Here is a 16994-nt window from a genome sequence, read left to right as displayed (position 1 = left end):
AGCCAGCACAGAATCCTTTATTTGGCACTCAGTGTCAAGTTGCGCGGGGTGGGAGGATGAAACCGTGACCGAATCGATTCTGCTCGTCTCCGGAACGTCCTCCGGCATCGGCCTCGCGACCGCGGTCGCCGCCGCCCGCCACGGCTTCACCGTCGTGGCCACGATGCGCGACCTCGGCAAGGCATCCGCGCTGCAGGCGGCAGCGGATGCCGCCGGCGTCTCGCTCGACCTGCAGCCGCTGGATGTGACGTCGCCCGCCTCCATCGAGGCCTGCCTCGACCACATCCGGTCGACCTACGGCCGCCTCGACGCCCTCCTCAACAACGCCGGCTCCGGGCATCTCGGGACGGTGGAGCTGGAGTCCGTCGACGACGTGCGCGCCGTAATGGAGGTCAACTTCTTCGGCGTCGTCGCCGTCACCAAGGCCGCCCTGCCCCTGCTGCGCGAGAGCGGCGGCCGCGTCGTCACCGTCTCCAGCGTCGGCGGCGTTGTGGGCCAGCCGTTCAACGAGGCCTACTGCGCCGCGAAGTTCGCCGTCGAGGGCTTCATGGAGTCGCTGACCCCGGTCGCCGCGACCGTCGGCGTCCGCGTGAGCGTGGTCGAGCCCGGCGCCGTGACGACCGAGTTCGTCGCGAGCGTGCAGGCGCAGGAGCCGCCGGCCGTGGCGGGGACGCCGTACGAGGGCGCACTGAACGCGTACCTCGCCCGCACCGCCGCCGCGTTCGACCCGGCCGCGGCGCAGACCCCGGAGGGCGTGGCCGAGGTGATCGTGGAGACGCTGACCGCCGCCGAGCCTCCCGCGCGGGTGCAGACCTCGGAGGCGGCGCGCCGCTTCGCTGGCGTCAAGCTCGCCGACCTCGACGGCGCCCACGTCCAGGCGGTCACTCGCCACTGGGTCACCACCGCCTGACCCGCACTTACCACTGTCGAGGGGCACGTAAACGCCCTTAAAGCACGGTTTTAGGGGCGTTTACGTGCCCCTCGGCGCTGCGGGCTAGTGCCGGCGACCGCCCACGAGCACGTAGACCAACGGCACCGCCGAGACGCTCATCAGCACGATGCCGAACGGCAGCACCGTCGGCAGCAGCACGGCACCCGCGACCAGGAACCCGCTGAACAGCACCGCCGCGATCAGCCGCCGGGTGACGCGTTCGAGCCGCCCGATCCGCTGGTCGAGCGCGGGTGTCTTCACCGAGAAGTTGCCCTCCTCGATGCGGTTGACCAGCCCGTCGAGCCGTTTCGGCAGCCGGACGGCCACGCCCGCGATCGAGGCGGCCTCCTTCAGCGCGTCCTGCACGATGTTGCCGCTCTCGTCGCGCAGCAGCTGCGTCGCGTAGGGCTCGATCGAGTCCCACAGGTTGAACTCCGGGTCGAGCGCGCTGCTCACCCCGGAGGTCAGCGACATCGCCCGCACGATGAGGAGGAAGTGCTCCGGAAGCTGGAACGGCAGCGACCGGATCACGTCGCCGAACTGGATGGCGAAGTCGCGGAACTCCCGCTGGTCGACCTCCCGGAGCTGCGCGAACCCCATCCCGCCGAACCGCGCGAAGAGCTGGGTCATCGCCCGCTCGAGCTCGGACGTGTCGGAGGTCGGCAGCAGCACCCCGACGTCGCGCATCGCGTCCACGAGCCCCTTGCCGTCGCGCCCCGCCGCCGCGATGAGCAGCTTGCGGAGGCCGCGCCGCGTTCCCTCGGGGACCTCCCCCATCATCCCGAAGTCGATGAACGTCAGCTTCCACGGGTGCGCGGTGGTCACGTCCATCCCGTCGGCGGCGAGCGCGGGATCGGGCGTGACGAAGATGTTGCCCGGGTGCGGGTCGGCGTGGAAGAACCCGTTCGTGAAGAGCTGGTCGAACATCACGGAGGCGAACACCGGCGCCACGTGCGCCGGGTCGATGCCTGCGGCTCGCAGCGCCTGCACATCGGTGATCTTGATCGCCGTCACGTCCTCGAGCGTGAGCACGCGGCGCGTGGTGCGCTCCCAGACGACCTCCGGGACCGCCACGCGCGGGTCGTGGGTGAAGTCCTCCGCGAACCGCGCCGCGCTCCTGGCCTCGTGGAGGTAGTCGATCTCCTCCAGGCTCGTCGCCGCGAACTCCTCCACCAGCGCCGGCATGTCCACCCGGTCGGCCACCACGCGCACCCGCTTCAGCCAGCCGCCCACTCGCCGCAGCGCGGCGAGGTCGACGTCGACGATCGCGTCGATGCCCGGCCGCTGCACCTTGACCACGACCGTGTCGAGCCCGGTGTCGCTTCTGTCCTGCTCCGCGAGCCGCGCCCGGTGCGCCTGCCCGAGGGAGGCCGCCGCGACGGGAACCGGGTCGATGCTGTCGAAGACGCGCTCCAGCGGCATCCCGAGCTCCGCCTCCGCGAGCCGCCTGATGGCGTCGAACGGGACCGCGGGCACCTCGTCCTGCAGCCCTTCGAGCTCTTTCGTGATCTCCGGAGGGAGGACGTCGAGCCGCGACGACATGAACTGCCCGACCTTGATCATGAGCCCGCCGAGCTCGACGGCGAGGTCGTGGAACCGCCGCGCGAACGCGGTGAGCCGCTTGGTCCGCCCGCGCTCACTGAAGCGGCCCAGCCCGATGCGAGGAAGGAAGAGGTCGTACCACCAGATGTGGATGAGGTTGGCCGCGGCGAACCGCAGGATGCGGCGGTAGCGGGCCCTGGTGTTGCCGGAGCCCGCTACTGCTGCTGTCCTGGTGTTCGTGCCTGGTGTCGTCGTCGCGCCTGATCCGGCCGCGTCGGGCGCCGCCACCCGCTCAGTCCTGGGCGTCCTGGGCGAGGATCGAGTACAGCTTCCGTCGCGCCTCGTCGAGGACCGCGGCGGCCTCCTTCACCTGCTCGGGCGTTCCCGTGCGCCGCACCTGGGCGGCGGCCTGCGCGAGCGCCATGCCGGCCTTCGGAAGCTCGGAGTCGAACGGGTTGTGCCCGCCGCTCCAGTTGCCCGGACCCCAGGGCGGGCTCGTGGTCTCGCTCTTCTCCTCAGGCGCCCACGGGGCAGGGCCGGCCTCCTCGGCCGCTGCCTTGCCCTCCTCGGTGAGCGCATACGTCTTGCGCCCGTTGGACTCCTCGGCCGTGATGAGCCCCTCGTCGGCCAGCAGCTGGAGGGTCGGATACACGGACCCGGCGGACGGCTTCCAGCTCCCGCCGCTGCGCTCCTCGATCTCCCGGATGATCTGGTACCCGTGCATGGGCTTCTCGGCCAGCAGCGCGAGCACGGCGGAACGGACGTCGCCGCGCCCCATCCGCGTGCCGACCTTCTTCTCGAACTGCGACCGGAGCTGGTCGAACGCCTGGAAGAGACCGTCGGCATTCATGTTGCCCCAGCCGCCACCACCGGTGAATGTTCCGCTCATGATGTGCCTCCTGATAAGGATCGGGTGAGTCGGTAACGATAGTTAACGATATATCGTTCAGGGCGGATTCGGGAGGGTTCTCAGCGCACACTCACCCCAATCCAGGGGCGATTCCAAACCGAACGGTCGGCTTCTCGGTAGTCTGCTCTCACCCGACCCGAGAAAGACCCCCCGCACCTGCCTCGCGGTCTGAACCGAGACAGGAAAGGCACCCCCATGAACCCTCCCGCCGGCTGGTACGCCGACCCTGTCTCCCCGGGAATCGTCCGCTACTGGGACGGCGCTGCGTGGACGGAGCACACCGCCCCGCACGAGCCCGCGCCGGTCAGCACGTCGCCCTTCGCCGGCGCCGGCAGCCAGGCGGCCGGCTACGGGGTCGCTTCGCAGGCAGCCGACTTCCAGACCTCGTATCGCGATCCGAACGGGTACGTTCCCCTTCAGTCGCAGTCCCCGTACGCGGGCCCGCAGTACGTCGTCGCCGTTCCCCCGAAGAACAGCAAGGCGACCCGGGCGCTCGTCTGGGGGATCATCTGCCTGGTCATCAACCCGTTCGCGCTGCCGTCGATCCTCGCGATCACGTTCGGCGCGCAGTCGCGCACCACGGCCGAGCAGATGGAGCGAGCCGGCATCGCGGACTCCGGCCGCGGTCGGGCCACGGCCGGACTCGTCCTGGGCTGCATCGGCGCCGCGTTCTTCGTGCTGTGGATGCTGTACTACATCAGCCAGGTCATCCTGCCCCGCGTGAGCGGCTAGCCCGCCGCCCCGCCCGCCGAACCGCTGTCGCGCAGCGACCGCCGCCCGATCGCGAACCACACGATCGCGCCCACGACCGGGATCAGCGTCACGAGCACCACCCACGCGACCACCGGCCCGGCCGCGGCCTTCGACTTCGCGATCTGCACGATCGCGATCAGCCACAGCACGAACGGCACGATCCAGAACGACAGCACGACCATCACGTGCCAACCGGTGAGTCCAGAGAGCATGTCCAGAACAATACCGAACGGTAGGGAAACGGCTCCGGCGACTCGCACCCCCACCCCGACCGTGGCAGGCTGGACCCCGTGGCTCTCCCTCCCCCGCCGCCCGCCGCCATCGTCATCGCCGGCGGCCGCTCGTCGCGTTTCGGCAGCGACAAGCTGCTGGCCGAGATCGACGGCCGCACACTGCTGCAGCGGACGATGGAGGCTGTCAGCGGCTGCGCGACGGTCGTCCTGGTGTCCGCGACCAACGAGACCGTGCCGCGCGGGGTCGTGACCGTGTCCGAGTATCCGCGGTGGGGCGGGCCGTGCGCCGGCATCGCGGCGGGCGTCGCGGCGCTGCCTGAGACGACCACCGAGACGCTCATCGTCTCGGCAGATCTTGCACGACCGGCCCTCGCCGTCGCCGCGCTGCACGCCATCGAGTCGGGCGTGCTCGCCGACCAGGACGGCAATGCGCAGTGGCTGCTCGCGCGCGTCCCGGTCGCGGCGCTCCGGACGCAGCTCGATGAGCTGGAGGCCACCGGCGGCACCGCCGGGCGGCCCGCCCGCGCACTGATCGGCCACCTCGGCCTTCCGACCGTCCGCGCCCACCGCGACGCGGTCGCGGACATCGACGAACGGCACGACCTCGAACGAGTGAAGGAGCACTGATGGAACCGCAGGAACTCGACGCCTGGGCAGGAGCTGCCGCGCGGCGACTCGGGGTGAGTCTCGAGCCGGGCGATGTGTCCGCGCTGCTCGACCTCGCCCGGGATGCCGCCCACGGGGTGACCCGGCCGGCGGCGCCGCTCACGGCCTACATCGCCGGCCTGGCCGTCGGGTCGGGGCGGTCGCTGGAAGATGTCGCTCGCGAGCTGCGGGTGGCGATCGCGGAGGCCGCGCAGGGCGACGAGGGCTGAGCCCGCCTACATCACGGACATCAGCAGCACGCCGACCGCCATTCCGGCGACCTCGCCGAGCTCCAGGAGCCCTCGCGCCCCACGGCGATGCGGGAGTTGACGTTCCCGCGCCATCGTGACAAGCAGCCACGCACTGTACGCCAAGTACCCCGCGACGAACGCGACCACGATCGCGCCCAACGACACCCCGTGCGCGTGCGCCGAGACAGAATCGCCGCCCCGCGACATCCCCAGCGACATCCCCACGAGCGCCGCCATCGTCACCCCGCCCAGCGCCCGGTGCAGGCTCATCGGCGCGACCCGCCCGGACCGCCGCTGCAGGGCGAACCCCGCCGACGCCAGCGACAGAACGATGGCGGCCAATCCGACGCCAGGCACGGAGGACCCGAGCACGCAGCCCAGCATCGCCAGCACCATCAGGCCGGCCGACACCCACACCCGCACCGGCCGCGGCGACCCCAGCAGGCAGCATGCGGAGACCGTGGAGGCCCCGAGCGCGCCCACGTCGAGGAGCATCAGTGGCCGCAGGTGCAATCGGCGCCGCAGGAGGCGGAGGTGGAGGCTGCCGCATCCGGCGAGTGGCAGGACGACGCCGACCGCGGCACGTCCAGCGTCGGGTTCCGGTCGAAGAACCCGTACGGCTTCAGCGTGAACCCGGCGTAGTCGACCGGCATGATCGGCCAGTCCTCCAGACGCGGGAAGTGCGTCAGGCCGAACGTGTGCCAGACGACGATGTCCTCGCCGTCGAGCGGGCGGTTCTGGGCGACGTACGCGGGGAGGCCGGCGCCGCCCGGGTGCAGGTTCACTGCGTAACCGGCCGCCCACATCTCGGACGGCTCGTACTGCGTGACCCAGAGGTGGTGAGCGGCGAAGCCCGCGCGGCGGCGCTGGTGCGCCTCGTCCGCTGTGAACAGTGCAGGCTCCGACGACGGGTGCAGCACGTAACTGGTCGGGCGCCCGACGCGGTTGCGGCGGGAGGCGCTGCTGATCGACCACACCCGGCCCACGGAGCCGTCGGCGTCGCGCACGGCGTCGGACTCCGACGACAGCCGGGTGATGGTCCGCCCGATCGCGCTCCCCCACGGGTTGCCCGCCGACACGGGGACGCGGGCGACGTCGATCTCGTCAACGGAGTTGGCCACGCCGTCCACGGTCATGTCGAGCCGGGCGCAGAACATGTGCTGGTGCACGGGCGCTCCGAGTCCCGGCGCGAGCGGGGTGGAGTACGGGTCGTCGCCGCCGTCGTGGGCGCCGGTGAACACGATCCCGGTGGCCTTGGCCTCCACCTCGAACGTCCCGTCCAGGTAGAAGTAGAAGTAGAAGCCGTAGTCGTAGTTGCCGACGGTCGTGAAGAACGAGACGACCAGGCGGCGCTGGCGGCGGGCCTCCGAGGTGTGGGTGAACTCGTCGGTGTGCTTCCAGAGGATGCCGTAGTCCTCCTCGTGGATGCAGATCGCGTTCCGGATGGTGCGCGGACGGCAGAAGTCGTCGGCGACCACAGCGTCCAGGTAGAAGATGTCGCCGAGGCAGTCGCAGCCGAGCTCCAGCGAGTTCGCGAGGCGGCCGAACTGGTACTCGCCGGCGTCGTAGTAGTTCTGCCAGCCGTGGATGGGCGTCGGGTCGGCGTAGTTGACGACCATCTCCGAGATGGACGCCCGGTACAGGATCGGGCGGCGCTCCTGCTGGTAGGTGAACGCGACGTCGTGGAGGGTGAGTCCCTCGCGGCCGTTGAAGCCGACACGGAGGTCCCAGTTCTCCCAGCTCAGCATGCCTTCCCGGTACTGGAAGCTGACGCCCTCCGGCTGGGTGATCTCGATCGGCTTGAGCGAGGTGCGCAGCGGGCCGGTGACCTCGGAGTCGAGGTAGTCGCCGGACTCCATCGGGACCGTGTCGATCGGGGTCTCGACCAGGCGGATCACCGAGCGCGAGAGGGTGTCGACGTGCGCGACCACGCCGTCGATCGGGTGAGCCCACGGGAGGTCGGACGGGCTCTGCTGGACGAACGCGAGCACGCGGAACATCCGGCGGCCCTCCTCGTCGTCGTAGTCGAAGTGGCCGGCGGTCAGCGGGCAGGTGCGGACGGTGCTGACGTCGTGGATGCCGCGCTTGGCGAGGGCGGCGACCCAGCCGGCGTCGGCCTTGACGATCTCGTCCACGAGGGTGAACTCCTCGTCCAGGACGGGGGCGGTGCCCTCGGTGACGGGGTCGAGCTCGCGGGTGTGGACGACCTCCCCCGCGGTGATGTCCGCGACGGCCTGGGTGACGGCGCCGGTCGAGAAGTCGAGCAGCAGGGCCTCCACCTCGCGATGCAGCGCCGCAGCGCGGTCGGGATCGAGGACGTCGCGCTTGTGCGGCTCGCGCAGCATGACGTAGGTGAACCGGGTGTGCTCGGTCACGAGGCCGGCGGCGGCGAACACCTCCCGGGCGCGGTCGATCTCGGCCCCGGTGAGCGCGGCGAGCGGGTGGGAGGTCGCGGTGGCGATCGTCAGGGACATTCCAGAACTCCTTCGTCGGTGGATCCCGATGGTTATTGACTGTAGCGTCAAAAACCGGGATTGGGAAGGGGCGCCGCAGACAACGGAGGAGATTCGGGGCGGCACGCCGGGCTGGGGCAGGTTGCGGAGGAGATCCGGGGGCGGAGCGGGCGGGAGTCCTCCGTTGGCGACGCGGGTGGGAGCGGGCGGGAGTCCTCCGTTGGCGACGCGGGCGGCGAGCGGAGGAGATCGGGGCCCACGGGGGGTCGGATGTCCTCCGTTAGCTGCGATTCGGGGATGGCGCGGGCGGATCTCCTCCGTTAGCGACGCGGCTTGGGAGCGGGCGGATGTCCTCCGTTGGCGACGGGGCGTCGGGCAAGATGGGGGCGTGCCGAAGATCGTCGATCACGACCAGCGCCGCCGCGACATCGTGGACGCCTACCTGCGCGTGCTCGCGCGCACCGGCGTCGCGGGGACGCACGGCCGGTCCGTCGCGGCCGACCTCGGCGTGGTCCCCGGCACGCTCTGGCACTACTTCGACTCGGTGGAGCAGATCGCGGAGGCAGCGGCCCAGCGGGGAGTCGAGCGCACGCTGGAGCGGATCGCGGCCCGCACCGCCGACGCCCGCGGGCTCACGGCACTGCTCGCGATCGCGGAGGAGATCCTGCCGACGTCCGCAGTGACCCGCGAGGAGGCGCGCGTGGTGGTGGCGTTCTGGGGCCAGGTGCACCCGGGCTCCGACCCGCGCTCGGCGTTCGGCCGCACGCGCGAGTTCACCGACCTCACCCGCACCGCGCTCGCGCAAGCGGTGGCCGACGGCGAGCTCGTGGGCACCACTCCGGTGGAACCGCTGGTGCGCCTGCTCGACTCGATCTACGCGGGCGAGCAGGTGATCTGGGCCGCGGAGTCCGTGGAGGACGACGTCAGCCGGGTGCGGGCGACTTTCGCGATGGCGGTGCTGCCGTGGGTGGTCGAGAGCGGGTCCCCGGCCGCGGGAACACTGCAGGACTGGGCGGATGTCGGCACAACGCCGTAGATAAATGTCTACGGTGTGGGATAGGGTTGGGAGATGATTTCGACCATCGATGACCACAGCATCACCGTCGGGCAGCTTCGTCAGAACCCGACGAAGATGCTCGCCGACGTCCAGAGCGGCGAGCGCTACGTGGTGACCAATCATGGTCGTCCGATCGCCGACGTCGTGCCCCACGTCGAATCGGCGTGGGTCCCGGTCGACCGGGTCGCGGCGCTTCTCCGGCGCAGCGGCGACGAGGACTGGGCGCGCGAGCTCCAGGACCAGCGGGCCGAGCAGGATCTGCGGGACCCCTGGCAGTGAGGGCCCTGCTCGACACCAACGTCGTCATCAGCGGCGGCTACATTATCCCGGAGGGGATCACCGACGTCGCGATCTGCTCCGTCTCCTACGCCGAGCTCGAGCAGGGACTCGTGATGCCTGGCCTCGACCCGTCGGTGCTCGCCGACCGCAAGCTCCAGGTCCTCGAGATCCGGCAGGCGTTCGGGAGCGGCCTCCCGTTCGACGATGTCGCAGCGATGTACTACGGGCGCATCGTCGAGGCGGTGCACGCAGCCGGCAGGTCGCCCCGCGGTCGGATCGCCGACCTGATGATCGCCGCGGTCGCCCGGGCGCACGGCGCCGCGATCGTCACGCACAATGTCGCCGACTTCGCCGGCCTCGAACGTATCGTCCGTGTGATCCCTGCCGACTGACTCCGCGGTCCCGGATCCGGGTCAGCGCATGCCGGTCAACACCCGCGGGTCCGTGATCGCGTCGTACTCCTCCGCCGTCAGCAGCCCGCGCCCGACGATCGCCGCGCGCACGTCTCCCCCGGTCTCCAGCGCCTCGTGCGCGATCTGCGCGGCCGTCGTGTAGCCGATCCGTGGCGTCAGCGCCGTGACGAGCCCGACCGACGACGCCACGCGCGCCCGCAGCAGCTCCGCGTCGGCCTGGATCCCGTCCACGCAGTTGACGCGCAGCGTCCGGCACGCGTTCGTCAGCCAGGTGAGCCCCTGCAGCAGCGCGTTGGCGATGACGGGCTCGAACGCGTTGAGCTGGAGCTGGCCGTTGTCGGCCGCCATCGTGATCGACACGTCGGCTCCCGCGATCGCGAACGCGACCTGGTTGACGACCTCCGGGATCACCGGGTTGACCTTGCCCGGCATGATCGACGAGCCGGCCTGCCGGGGTGGGAGGTGCAGCTCGCCGAACCCGAACTGGGGGCCGCTGGACAGCAGGCGCAGGTCCGAGGAGATCTTCGAGAGCTTGATCGCGGCGCGCTTCAGCGCGGCGGAGACGAGCATGAAGACGCCGGTGTCCGACGTCGCCTCGATCAGGTCGGACGCCGTGACCAGCGGGAGGGCGGTCAGCGCGGCGAGGTGCCGCGCGACCGCGGGGGCGTAGCCGGGCGAGGCGGTGATGCCGGTGCCGATCGCGGTCGCTCCGAGGTTGATCTCCGCGAGCAGCGGGATGGTCTCGGTCAACCGGAGGTTGTCCTCGTCCATCGTCACCGCGAACGCCGTGAACTCCTGGCCGAGGGTCATCGGCACGGCGTCCTGGAGCTGGGTGCGGCCGATCTTCACGTGGTCGCGGAACTCCGTCCCCTTGGCGCGGAACGCCGCGGCCAGCAGTGCGTGCTCGGCGATCAGTCGCCGCAGCCCGATGGTGAGAGCGACCTTGACAGCGGTCGGGTACACGTCGTTGGTGCTCTGGCTGCGGTTGACGTGGTCCAGCGGGTGGATGACGTCGTACCTCCCGCGCGGATGCCCGAGGCGTTCGAGCGCGCGGTTCGCGATGACCTCGTTGGCATTCATGTTCGTGGAGGTGCCCGCGCCGCCCTGGATCAGGTCGACCACGAACTGGTCGTGGAGGCCGCCGTCCACGATGTCCTGGCAGGCCGCGTCGACGACGTCGGCGACCGACGGTTCCAGCATCCCGATCTCCGCGTTCGCCCGCGCGGCCGCCTGCTTGACCAGCGCCAGCGCCGTCACGAGTTCGGGATACGTCCCGATCCCCCGCCCGGAGATCGGGAAGTTCTCCACGGCACGCTGCGTGTGGGCGCCCCAGTAGGCGTCGGCCGGGACCTCGACGGGGCCGAGCGAGTCGTGCTCGGTGCGGGTGGTCACGAGGCGAAGTCCACGACGGTCTGCGCGAGCGCGACGGCGGCGTCCCGCAGCGCCTTCTCGGCCAGCGGGCCGACGCACGCGGCGGCGAACTCGGGCTGGTGGTTGGTGGCCGGGAGGCTGCCGACGCCGATGTACGGGTGGATGGCGGGGACGACCTGCGAGACGTTGCCCATGTCGGTGGAGGCGCGGTTCATCCGGCCCGCGGCGGACGAGCCGTCGAAGACCCGGCCGAGCGCCTCCGCGTTCGCCCGGTACAGCGCGAGCGCGCGCTCGTCGTTGCGGAACTCGGAGTACGGCTTGCTCTCCGGCGTGATCGTGAGGGTCGTGCCGGAGGCGAGCGCGCCCGCCTCGAAGCAGCGGTTCACCTTCTCCTCGATGCGCGCCAGCTCGCCCAGCGTCTCGGCTCGGACGTACCAGCGGCCCTCGGTGCGGTCCGGGATGGCGTTGGGCGCCTGACCCCCGACCGTCTGGATGCCGTGCACGCGCGCCGAGTGCGGGAGCTGCTGGCGCAGCAGTCCGATCGCGACCTGCGCGACCACGAAGGCGTCGTTGGCGTTGACGCCCTCCTCCGGATAGGCGCCGGCGTGCGCGGCCTTTCCGTCGTACCGGACGTGCGAGTGCGCGACCGCGAACGGGCGAGCCTCGGCGACGTCCACCGGGCCCGGGTGCGCCATCACGGCGAGATCGAGGCCGGCGAACGCGCCGCGGTCGAGCAACTCGATCTTGCCGCCGCCGCCCTCCTCTGCCGGGGTGCCGTAGACCTCCACGGTGATGCCGAGCTCGTCGGCGAGCGGGGCCAGAGCGGAGGCGACACCGACCGCGATCGCGGCGATGAGGTTGTGGCCGCAGGCGTGTCCGAGGCCGGGGAGGGCGTCGTACTCGGCGCAGACGCCGATGCGGATCGGGCCGGCGCCTGCGGTGGCGAGGAACGCGGTGTCCAGGCCGAGGTACGCGGGCGTCACGGCGAAGCCGCGGTAGGCGAGCGCCTCCTGGAGGCGGGCGCTGGAGCGGTGCTCGTTCCAGGCCGTCTCCGGATCGGCGTGCAGCGCCTCGGAGAGGGCGACGAGCGACGGGACGTCGGCGTCGACGAGAGCGCGGGCGCGGTCCTTCAGCGACGTCGCCGTCGCGACGTCACTCAGCCCAGTGTCACTCATCCCCGGGCACCCCGTAGCTCGGCGCCCCCGCCGGCATCAGCCCGCGCGTCACGTACGCGTCCCGCTGCGGCAGCCACGTCTCCACGAGGATCTCCCCCAGCAGCTCGACCGGGTTGTCCGCCCAGTCCACGCGGAGGTCGGTGACCCGCCAGCCGGCGTCGCGCACGACCGCGACGCCGGCCGAGTGCACCGGCCCCTCCTCGCCGCCCGCAGCGATCGCGGCCTCCAGCGCGGCCAGCAGCCGCACCTCCAGTTCGCCGGTGGACGCCTCGAACGCGTCCACCATGAGCTGCGGCACGTCGTTGCGCGCGAGCATGTTGCCCGCCGCGACCGCGTGCGCCGACTGCGCCTGGCCGTGGTGGCCGAGCACCTGCGAGCCGGAGTGGATGGCCGAGCGGCCGTTCCGGTCGATCACGAGGAGCTGCCGGTAGTCGATGTCCGGCGTGGAGTCCACGACCCACGCCAGCACCTCCTCCACCGGCCGGCCGTCCCGCAGCCCGTCGATGAGCCGCGGGCCGAGCCGGGGGTCGGTGATGTTCTGGGAGTGCGCGCCGCCGACGCCGTCGGCGAGGTTCACGCAGCGCGCGGCGACCGCGGGCGAGGAGGAGCAGATGGCCGAGCCGATCGCCCCTGTGCCGTCGACGGCGAGGATCGAGAAGGTCACTCCATGCCTCCCGCCGCGGCAGTCGGAGAGCTCAGCACGGCGGTCGCGTCGATCTCGACCAGCCACTCCGGCCGGGCCAGCGCCGAGACGACGATACCGGTGGAGACCGGGAACACGCCCTTCAGCCAGCGTCCGACGACGCGGTAGACGGCCTCCCGGTAGCGCGGGTCGATGAGGTAGATGACGACCTTCACAATGTCGTCGAGGCTCGATCCGGCCTCCTCCAGCAGCATCGCGATGTTCGCCATGGCTTTCTCGGCCTGCGCCTCCACGTCGCCGATGCCGACCGACTCGCGGGTCTCCAGGTCCTGGCCGATCTGGCCGCGCAGGTAGACGACGCCGCCCGCGACGACGGCCTGGCAGAGGTCGTTGTCGAGGTTCTGCTCGGGGTAGGTGTCCTTGGTGTTGAACGGGCGGATGCGGGTGTGAGTCGGCATCAGACGGCTGCTCCTTCCGCCGCGACCGCGGCGTTCTCGTACGACAGGTAGGTGCGCTGGATCTGGATCTGGTCGGCGATGTAGCCGGCGTCGTGCCAGACGCCCCAGATGAAGCTGGAGCCGCGGCGCGACTGCCACGGCAGGCCCAGGAAGTACACGCCGCGCTCGGCGGAGACGCCGCGCTGGTGCACCGGTCGACCCGCCGCATCCAGCGCGTCCACCTGCAGCCAGCCGTAGTCGACGCCGAAGCCGGTCGCCCAGACGATGGAGGTGATGCCCGCCGCCGCGAGGTCGAGCTCGGTGACCGGATCGGTCACGCACGCCGGGTCGGGCCCGAGGATGCGGGCCTCCGGCTCCTCAGGGAGGTCGAGGCCGTTGCGCTCGATGTAGGCGTCCGCTTCGTCGAGCACCGAGAGGTAGTTGGCGTCGCCGGCATGGATGTTGGCGGCCAGGTCGCCGCCGAACCGGATGACCCCGTCGGCGTAGTCCTGCGTGCGACCGACGAGCGTGATGCCGCTCTCGGCCAGCTCGCGGAAGTCCACGGTGCGGCCGCCGCGGGCGCCGCTGACAGCGATGGTCACGTGCTCGGCGCCGGCGGCGGGGGCGGAGGCCTCCCACTTGCCGAGGACGCCCAGCCACCACACGTTGTCGCGGCCCCGGTAGCGGCGCGGCGGCCGGTCGTGCGGGCCGACCGAGAGGTGCACCTGGCGTCCTGCACGGCGCAGCTCGTCGGCGATCTGCACGCCGGAGGATCCGGCGCCGACGACGAGCACGCCGCCGGCCGGGAGCTGGTCCGGGTTGCGGTAGTCGCTGGAGTGGAGCTGCTCGATCCCCGCGTCCGCCGGGATGACCGTCGGGATGACCGGCTTCTGGAACGGGCCCGTCGCGGCGACGACGTGGCGGGCAGTGTAGCTGCCGTCCGTGGTCTCGACCTGGAACCCCGGCGCGCCGACGTTGCGGCGGACCGACAGGACCTCCACCCCGCTTCGGATGGGGGCCTCCGTCATGGCGGCGTAGGCGACGAAGTAGTCGGCGACGCGCTCCTTGGGGGCGAAGCCGTCCTGGTCGACGTCGTCGAACTCCAGCCCGGGGAAGCGATCGTGCCAGGCGGGGCCGTTGGCGACGAGCGAGTCCCAGCGGCCCGAGCGCCAGCGCTCGGCGATCCGGCCGCGCTCCAGCACGAGATGCGGGATGCCGCGCTCGGTCAGGTGGGCGCTCATCGCCACACCGGCCTGTCCCGCGCCGACGACGAGGACCTCGATTTCCTGGCTCGACATGCTGATCTCCTTCGCTGCTGGGCTGTGCTGCCCCGGGGTGTCCAGTCATTGTCAGCAGGCCGGAGCGAATCTGTAAAACAATGAGAATCGCCGTATTGGATCAACGGAAGTGATGCTTCGCGCGCAATTCGCGCACGCGTGCTCTTCATTTCAGGATCTAGGGATGCTCGGCCGGAGTACAGTCGATCACTTCAATCGATCCACTGGAACGCTTTTCAACGCTCGTTTCGATGCATTCCCCGTGCGTACGCTTCCGGCATGACGATCGACACAACGGTCCGCATCGACGGCAGGGCCATCATCAACGGCGACAGGGTCGGCGCGAGCTCGGGCGAGACGTTCATCACGATCAACCCGGCGACCGGCGAACCACTCGCGGAGGTCGCCAGGGGCGGCGCCGCCGACGTCGACCGCGCCGTGGCCGCGGCTCGCGCCGCCTTCGAGTCCGGCGCCTGGAGCCGCCGCGACGCCGCCGACCGCGGCGCCGTCCTCCGCCGCCTCGCCGACCTCATCGAGAAGAACGCGGCGGAGCTCGCCCTCCTCGAATCCCTCGACATGGGCAAGCCGCTCTCGCAGACCAGCACCGTCGACGTCCCCGGCACCGCGGCGACCTTCCGCTGGTACGGCGAGCTCGCCGACAAGCTCACCGACGAGGTGCCCTCCACTCCCCCGGGATCGACCGCGATCGTCAGCCGGGTCGCGCTCGGCGTGGTCGCGGCGATCGTGCCGTGGAACTACCTGCTCGACATCGCCGCCTGGAAGCTCGCCCCCGCGCTGGTCGCCGGCAACAGCGTCGTGCTGAAGCCCGCGGAGACGACGAGCCTCACCGCCCTCCGCCTCGGCGAGCTGGCGCTGGAGGCAGGCATCCCCGCCGGCGTGCTCAACGTCGTCCCCGGCCCGGGCTCGGTCATCGGCCGGGCGCTCGGCCTCCACCCGGACGTCGACGCCCTCACGTTCACCGGCTCGACCGCGGTCGCGAAGAAGCTGCTGACCTACGCGGGCGAGTCCAACATGAAACGCCTGAGTCTGGAGGCCGGCGGTAAGAGCTCCAACCTGATCTTCGCCGACGTGGAGGACCTGGCGCTGGCCGCCGAGAAGGCCGCGCTCGGCGCGTTCTACAACCAGGGCGAGGTCTGCTCCGCCAACTCGCGCATCTTCGTCGAGCGTCCCGTGTACGACGAGTTCGTCGGGCTGCTCACCACCGCCGCCGAGGCGTACCGCTCCGGCGACCCGCTCGATCCGGCCAGCGGCAACGGAGCGCTCGTCTCCGAGTCGCACGCCGACGGCGTGGCCGCCGCGATCGAGGCGGCGGCGCGCGACGGCGAGCTGATCGGCGGCGAGCGCCTCCAGCGGCAGGGCTCCACCGCCTTCATCGAGCCTGCGATCGTCGCCGGCCTCCCGCTTTCCCACGCGCTGCACCGCGAGGAGGTCTTCGGCCCACTGGTCGTGGTCCAGGCGTTCGACGACGAGGCCGACGCGGTGCGGGCGGCGAACGACACCGACTACGGCCTGGCCGCGTCGCTGTGGACCTCCAGCCTCTCCCGCGCCCACCGGGTGTCCGAGCGGCTGGTCGCCGGCACCGTCTCGGTGAACACCGTGGACGCGCTCGGCTCCACGACCCCGTTCGGCGGGTTCAAGCAGTCCGGCTTCGGCCGCGACCTCTCCCGGCACGCCATCGACAACTACGTGGGCCTCAAGACCACGTGGTTCCAGCACGCGTAGGAGGCCGGCCATGACGATGCAACTCGACGCCACGCCGCACGCGACCACCCGGGTGCCGCCCGAGGTCGCCCGCTCCTGGCTGCTCCTCTCGGCGGCCCGCCTCGACGCGGTGGCCGTCGCAGGATCGGCCGCCGACGCCGTCGTCATCGACCTGGAGGACGCGATCGACGCGTCCCGCAAGGAGATCGAGTGCGAACGCGTGGCGCGGTTCCTGGAGTCCGGGGGCGAGGCCTGGGTGCGCGTCAACGACCGCACCTCGGCCTTCTGGGCCGGGGACGTGGACCGGCTGCGCGGCCTCCCCGGCCTGCTCGGTGTCGTGCTCGCCAAGACCGAGGAGGCGGCCCACGTCACCGAGACCGCCGAGCGGCTGGGCGGCGCGACACCGGTGGTCGCCCTGATCGAGTCCGCCGTCGGCATCGAGAACGCCGCCCTGATCGCCCGCGCACGCGGAGCCTTCCGCCTGGCGTTCGGCAGCGGCGACTACCGCCGCGACACCGGCGTCGCCAACTCGGAGGCCGCCCTGGCCTACCCGCGCTCGCGGCTCGTCGTCGCGAGCCGCGTCGGCGGCCTCCCCGGCCCGATCGACGGGCCGTCGGTGCTCGACGGCCCGCCGGTCGTCACAGAGCAATCGCGGTCGGCCGCCGCGCTCGGCCTCACCGGGCGGCTCTGCCTGCGCGAGACGCAGGTCGGCATCGTCAACGAGGTGATGGCGCCCTCCGCTGAGGACGTGTCCTGGGCGGCCGGCTTCCTCGACGAGTTCGAGGAGGCCGGCCGCGTCGTCCGCGACGGCAGCGACCTCCCGCGGCTCGGCCGCGCCGAGAAGATCCTCCGCCTGGACCGCGCGTTCAGCGCGGCCGGGTAGCCCGCATCGGCCGGGCGTC

General features: G+C 71.5%; 19 protein-coding genes. 9 read left to right on the top strand and 10 right to left on the bottom strand.

The features are described 5' to 3' along the window. Nucleotides 1-64: 64 nt before the first annotated feature. Nucleotides 65-910: an SDR family NAD(P)-dependent oxidoreductase gene (locus ABH923_RS17970; RefSeq protein ID WP_370056758.1), complete on the top strand. Its 846-nt coding sequence runs from the start codon at nucleotides 65-67 to the stop codon at nucleotides 908-910. A gap of 84 nt (nucleotides 911-994) precedes the next feature. Here the strand turns inward: ABH923_RS17970 and ABH923_RS17965 are convergent, their stop codons facing one another. Together ABH923_RS17965 and ABH923_RS17960 are read right to left on the bottom strand one after the other, a co-directional pair. Beyond that, nucleotides 995-2761 carry an ABC1 kinase family protein gene (locus ABH923_RS17965; RefSeq protein WP_370056757.1) on the bottom strand — a complete coding sequence of 589 codons (1767 nt, stop codon included), beginning with the start codon at nucleotides 2759-2761 and terminating at the stop codon, nucleotides 995-997. Nucleotides 2762-2765: 4 nt separating this feature from the next. Further along, complete coding sequence (locus ABH923_RS17960; RefSeq protein WP_370056756.1) at nucleotides 2766-3362, bottom strand: PadR family transcriptional regulator; 597 nt, start codon at nucleotides 3360-3362, stop codon at nucleotides 2766-2768. Between the two features lie 216 nt (nucleotides 3363-3578). Between ABH923_RS17960 and ABH923_RS17955 the strand changes: the two genes are divergently transcribed. Next, nucleotides 3579-4115, top strand: a complete 537-nt coding sequence (locus ABH923_RS17955; RefSeq protein ID WP_370056755.1) for a DUF2510 domain-containing protein — start codon at nucleotides 3579-3581, stop codon at nucleotides 4113-4115. On the opposite strand, the gene ABH923_RS17950 is transcribed toward ABH923_RS17955, so the two are convergent. Beyond that, nucleotides 4112-4348, bottom strand: coding sequence for a PLD nuclease N-terminal domain-containing protein (locus tag ABH923_RS17950; protein WP_370056754.1), 237 nt, complete (start codon nucleotides 4346-4348; stop codon nucleotides 4112-4114). The two genes, ABH923_RS17955 and ABH923_RS17950, sit on opposite strands and share 4 nt — an antisense overlap. A gap of 78 nt (nucleotides 4349-4426) precedes the next feature. Here ABH923_RS17950 and ABH923_RS17945 point away from each other — a divergent pair, with 78 nt between their 5' ends. Both ABH923_RS17945 and ABH923_RS17940 read left to right on the top strand, forming a co-directional pair. Continuing rightward, on the top strand, nucleotides 4427-4996 hold the full coding sequence (locus ABH923_RS17945; RefSeq protein WP_370056753.1) for a molybdenum cofactor guanylyltransferase: 570 nt from the start codon (nucleotides 4427-4429) through the stop codon (nucleotides 4994-4996). Beyond that, nucleotides 4996-5244, top strand: a complete 249-nt coding sequence (locus ABH923_RS17940; protein WP_370056752.1) for a DUF6457 domain-containing protein — start codon at nucleotides 4996-4998, stop codon at nucleotides 5242-5244. The genes ABH923_RS17945 and ABH923_RS17940 overlap by 1 nt, the downstream gene beginning before the upstream one ends. 6 nt (nucleotides 5245-5250) lie before the next feature. Here the strand turns inward: ABH923_RS17940 and ABH923_RS17935 are convergent, their stop codons facing one another. Then, nucleotides 5251-5760 (bottom strand): hypothetical protein, encoded by a 510-nt coding sequence (locus ABH923_RS17935; RefSeq protein WP_370056751.1) that lies wholly within the window; start codon nucleotides 5758-5760, stop codon nucleotides 5251-5253. Continuing rightward, nucleotides 5760-7739, bottom strand: a complete 1980-nt coding sequence (locus ABH923_RS17930) for a primary-amine oxidase (protein WP_370056750.1) — start codon at nucleotides 7737-7739, stop codon at nucleotides 5760-5762. The genes ABH923_RS17935 and ABH923_RS17930 overlap by 1 nt, the downstream gene beginning before the upstream one ends. Nucleotides 7740-8106: 367 nt before the next feature. Here ABH923_RS17930 and ABH923_RS17925 point away from each other — a divergent pair, with 367 nt between their 5' ends. Genes ABH923_RS17925 through ABH923_RS17915 form a run of 3 tightly spaced genes read left to right on the top strand, consistent with a single transcriptional unit; the run spans nucleotide 8107 to nucleotide 9446 of the window. Then, nucleotides 8107-8754, top strand: a complete 648-nt coding sequence (locus ABH923_RS17925) for a TetR/AcrR family transcriptional regulator (protein ID WP_370056749.1) — start codon at nucleotides 8107-8109, stop codon at nucleotides 8752-8754. A 33-nt stretch (nucleotides 8755-8787) separates the two neighbouring features. After that, nucleotides 8788-9054, top strand: a complete 267-nt coding sequence (locus ABH923_RS17920) for a type II toxin-antitoxin system Phd/YefM family antitoxin (RefSeq protein WP_370056748.1) — start codon at nucleotides 8788-8790, stop codon at nucleotides 9052-9054. Continuing rightward, nucleotides 9051-9446, top strand: coding sequence for a PIN domain-containing protein (locus ABH923_RS17915; protein WP_370056747.1), 396 nt, complete (start codon nucleotides 9051-9053; stop codon nucleotides 9444-9446). The genes ABH923_RS17920 and ABH923_RS17915 overlap by 4 nt, the downstream gene beginning before the upstream one ends. A gap of 21 nt (nucleotides 9447-9467) precedes the next feature. Here the strand turns inward: ABH923_RS17915 and ABH923_RS17910 are convergent, their stop codons facing one another. From ABH923_RS17910 to ABH923_RS17890, 5 genes are read right to left on the bottom strand one after another with little or no spacing between them, the layout of a single operon-like run. Continuing rightward, nucleotides 9468-10859 (bottom strand): aspartate ammonia-lyase, encoded by a 1392-nt coding sequence (locus tag ABH923_RS17910; RefSeq protein ID WP_370056745.1) that lies wholly within the window; start codon nucleotides 10857-10859, stop codon nucleotides 9468-9470. Next, complete coding sequence (locus ABH923_RS17905) at nucleotides 10856-12013, bottom strand: M20 family metallopeptidase (RefSeq protein ID WP_370056744.1); 1158 nt, start codon at nucleotides 12011-12013, stop codon at nucleotides 10856-10858. The genes ABH923_RS17910 and ABH923_RS17905 overlap by 4 nt, the downstream gene beginning before the upstream one ends. Continuing rightward, nucleotides 12006-12677 carry a DUF1028 domain-containing protein gene (locus ABH923_RS17900; protein ID WP_370056743.1) on the bottom strand — a complete coding sequence of 224 codons (672 nt, stop codon included), beginning with the start codon at nucleotides 12675-12677 and terminating at the stop codon, nucleotides 12006-12008. Before ABH923_RS17900 ends, ABH923_RS17905 begins: the two co-directional genes overlap by 8 nt. Next, nucleotides 12674-13114, bottom strand: a complete 441-nt coding sequence (locus ABH923_RS17895) for a RidA family protein (protein ID WP_370056742.1) — start codon at nucleotides 13112-13114, stop codon at nucleotides 12674-12676. Before ABH923_RS17895 ends, ABH923_RS17900 begins: the two co-directional genes overlap by 4 nt. Continuing rightward, the gene (locus ABH923_RS17890; protein WP_370056741.1) at nucleotides 13114-14391 is read right to left on the bottom strand and encodes a flavin-containing monooxygenase; all 1278 of its coding nucleotides are present in this window, start codon (nucleotides 14389-14391) and stop codon (nucleotides 13114-13116) included. Before ABH923_RS17890 ends, ABH923_RS17895 begins: the two co-directional genes overlap by 1 nt. 258 nt (nucleotides 14392-14649) lie before the next feature. Here ABH923_RS17890 and ABH923_RS17885 point away from each other — a divergent pair, with 258 nt between their 5' ends. Both ABH923_RS17885 and ABH923_RS17880 read left to right on the top strand, forming a co-directional pair. Beyond that, entirely contained in the window at nucleotides 14650-16113 is a 1464-nt protein-coding gene (locus ABH923_RS17885; RefSeq protein WP_370056740.1) for an aldehyde dehydrogenase family protein, read from the top strand. A 10-nt stretch (nucleotides 16114-16123) separates the two neighbouring features. Continuing rightward, entirely contained in the window at nucleotides 16124-16975 is an 852-nt protein-coding gene (locus ABH923_RS17880) for a CoA ester lyase (RefSeq protein WP_370056739.1), read from the top strand. Nucleotides 16976-16994: the final 19 nt, after the last annotated feature.

The sequence above is a fragment of the Leifsonia sp. EB41 genome, from assembly GCF_041262565.1.
Lineage (GTDB): Bacteria > Actinomycetota > Actinomycetes > Actinomycetales > Microbacteriaceae > Leifsonia.
This window is presented reverse-complemented; position numbering and strand designations above follow the sequence as displayed.

What these genes read in the sequence shown, in the direction of transcription:
- ABH923_RS17885 (WP_370056740.1), top strand. Translation starts at nt 14,650, where the DNA reads ATGACGATCGACACAACGGTCCGCATCGACGGCAGGGCCATCATCAAC.
- ABH923_RS17930 (WP_370056750.1), bottom strand. Translation starts at nt 7,739, where the DNA reads ATGTCCCTGACGATCGCCACCGCGACCTCCCACCCGCTCGCCGCGCTC.
- ABH923_RS17950 (WP_370056754.1), bottom strand. Translation starts at nt 4,348, where the DNA reads ATGCTCTCTGGACTCACCGGTTGGCACGTGATGGTCGTGCTGTCGTTC.
- ABH923_RS17935 (WP_370056751.1), bottom strand. Translation starts at nt 5,760, where the DNA reads ATGCTCCTCGACGTGGGCGCGCTCGGGGCCTCCACGGTCTCCGCATGC.
- ABH923_RS17955 (WP_370056755.1), top strand. Translation starts at nt 3,579, where the DNA reads ATGAACCCTCCCGCCGGCTGGTACGCCGACCCTGTCTCCCCGGGAATC.
- ABH923_RS17960 (WP_370056756.1), bottom strand. Translation starts at nt 3,362, where the DNA reads ATGAGCGGAACATTCACCGGTGGTGGCGGCTGGGGCAACATGAATGCC.
- ABH923_RS17920 (WP_370056748.1), top strand. Translation starts at nt 8,788, where the DNA reads ATGATTTCGACCATCGATGACCACAGCATCACCGTCGGGCAGCTTCGT.
- ABH923_RS17940 (WP_370056752.1), top strand. Translation starts at nt 4,996, where the DNA reads ATGGAACCGCAGGAACTCGACGCCTGGGCAGGAGCTGCCGCGCGGCGA.
- ABH923_RS17880 (WP_370056739.1), top strand. Translation starts at nt 16,124, where the DNA reads ATGACGATGCAACTCGACGCCACGCCGCACGCGACCACCCGGGTGCCG.
- ABH923_RS17890 (WP_370056741.1), bottom strand. Translation starts at nt 14,391, where the DNA reads ATGTCGAGCCAGGAAATCGAGGTCCTCGTCGTCGGCGCGGGACAGGCC.
- ABH923_RS17895 (WP_370056742.1), bottom strand. Translation starts at nt 13,114, where the DNA reads ATGCCGACTCACACCCGCATCCGCCCGTTCAACACCAAGGACACCTAC.
- ABH923_RS17905 (WP_370056744.1), bottom strand. Translation starts at nt 12,013, where the DNA reads ATGAGTGACACTGGGCTGAGTGACGTCGCGACGGCGACGTCGCTGAAG.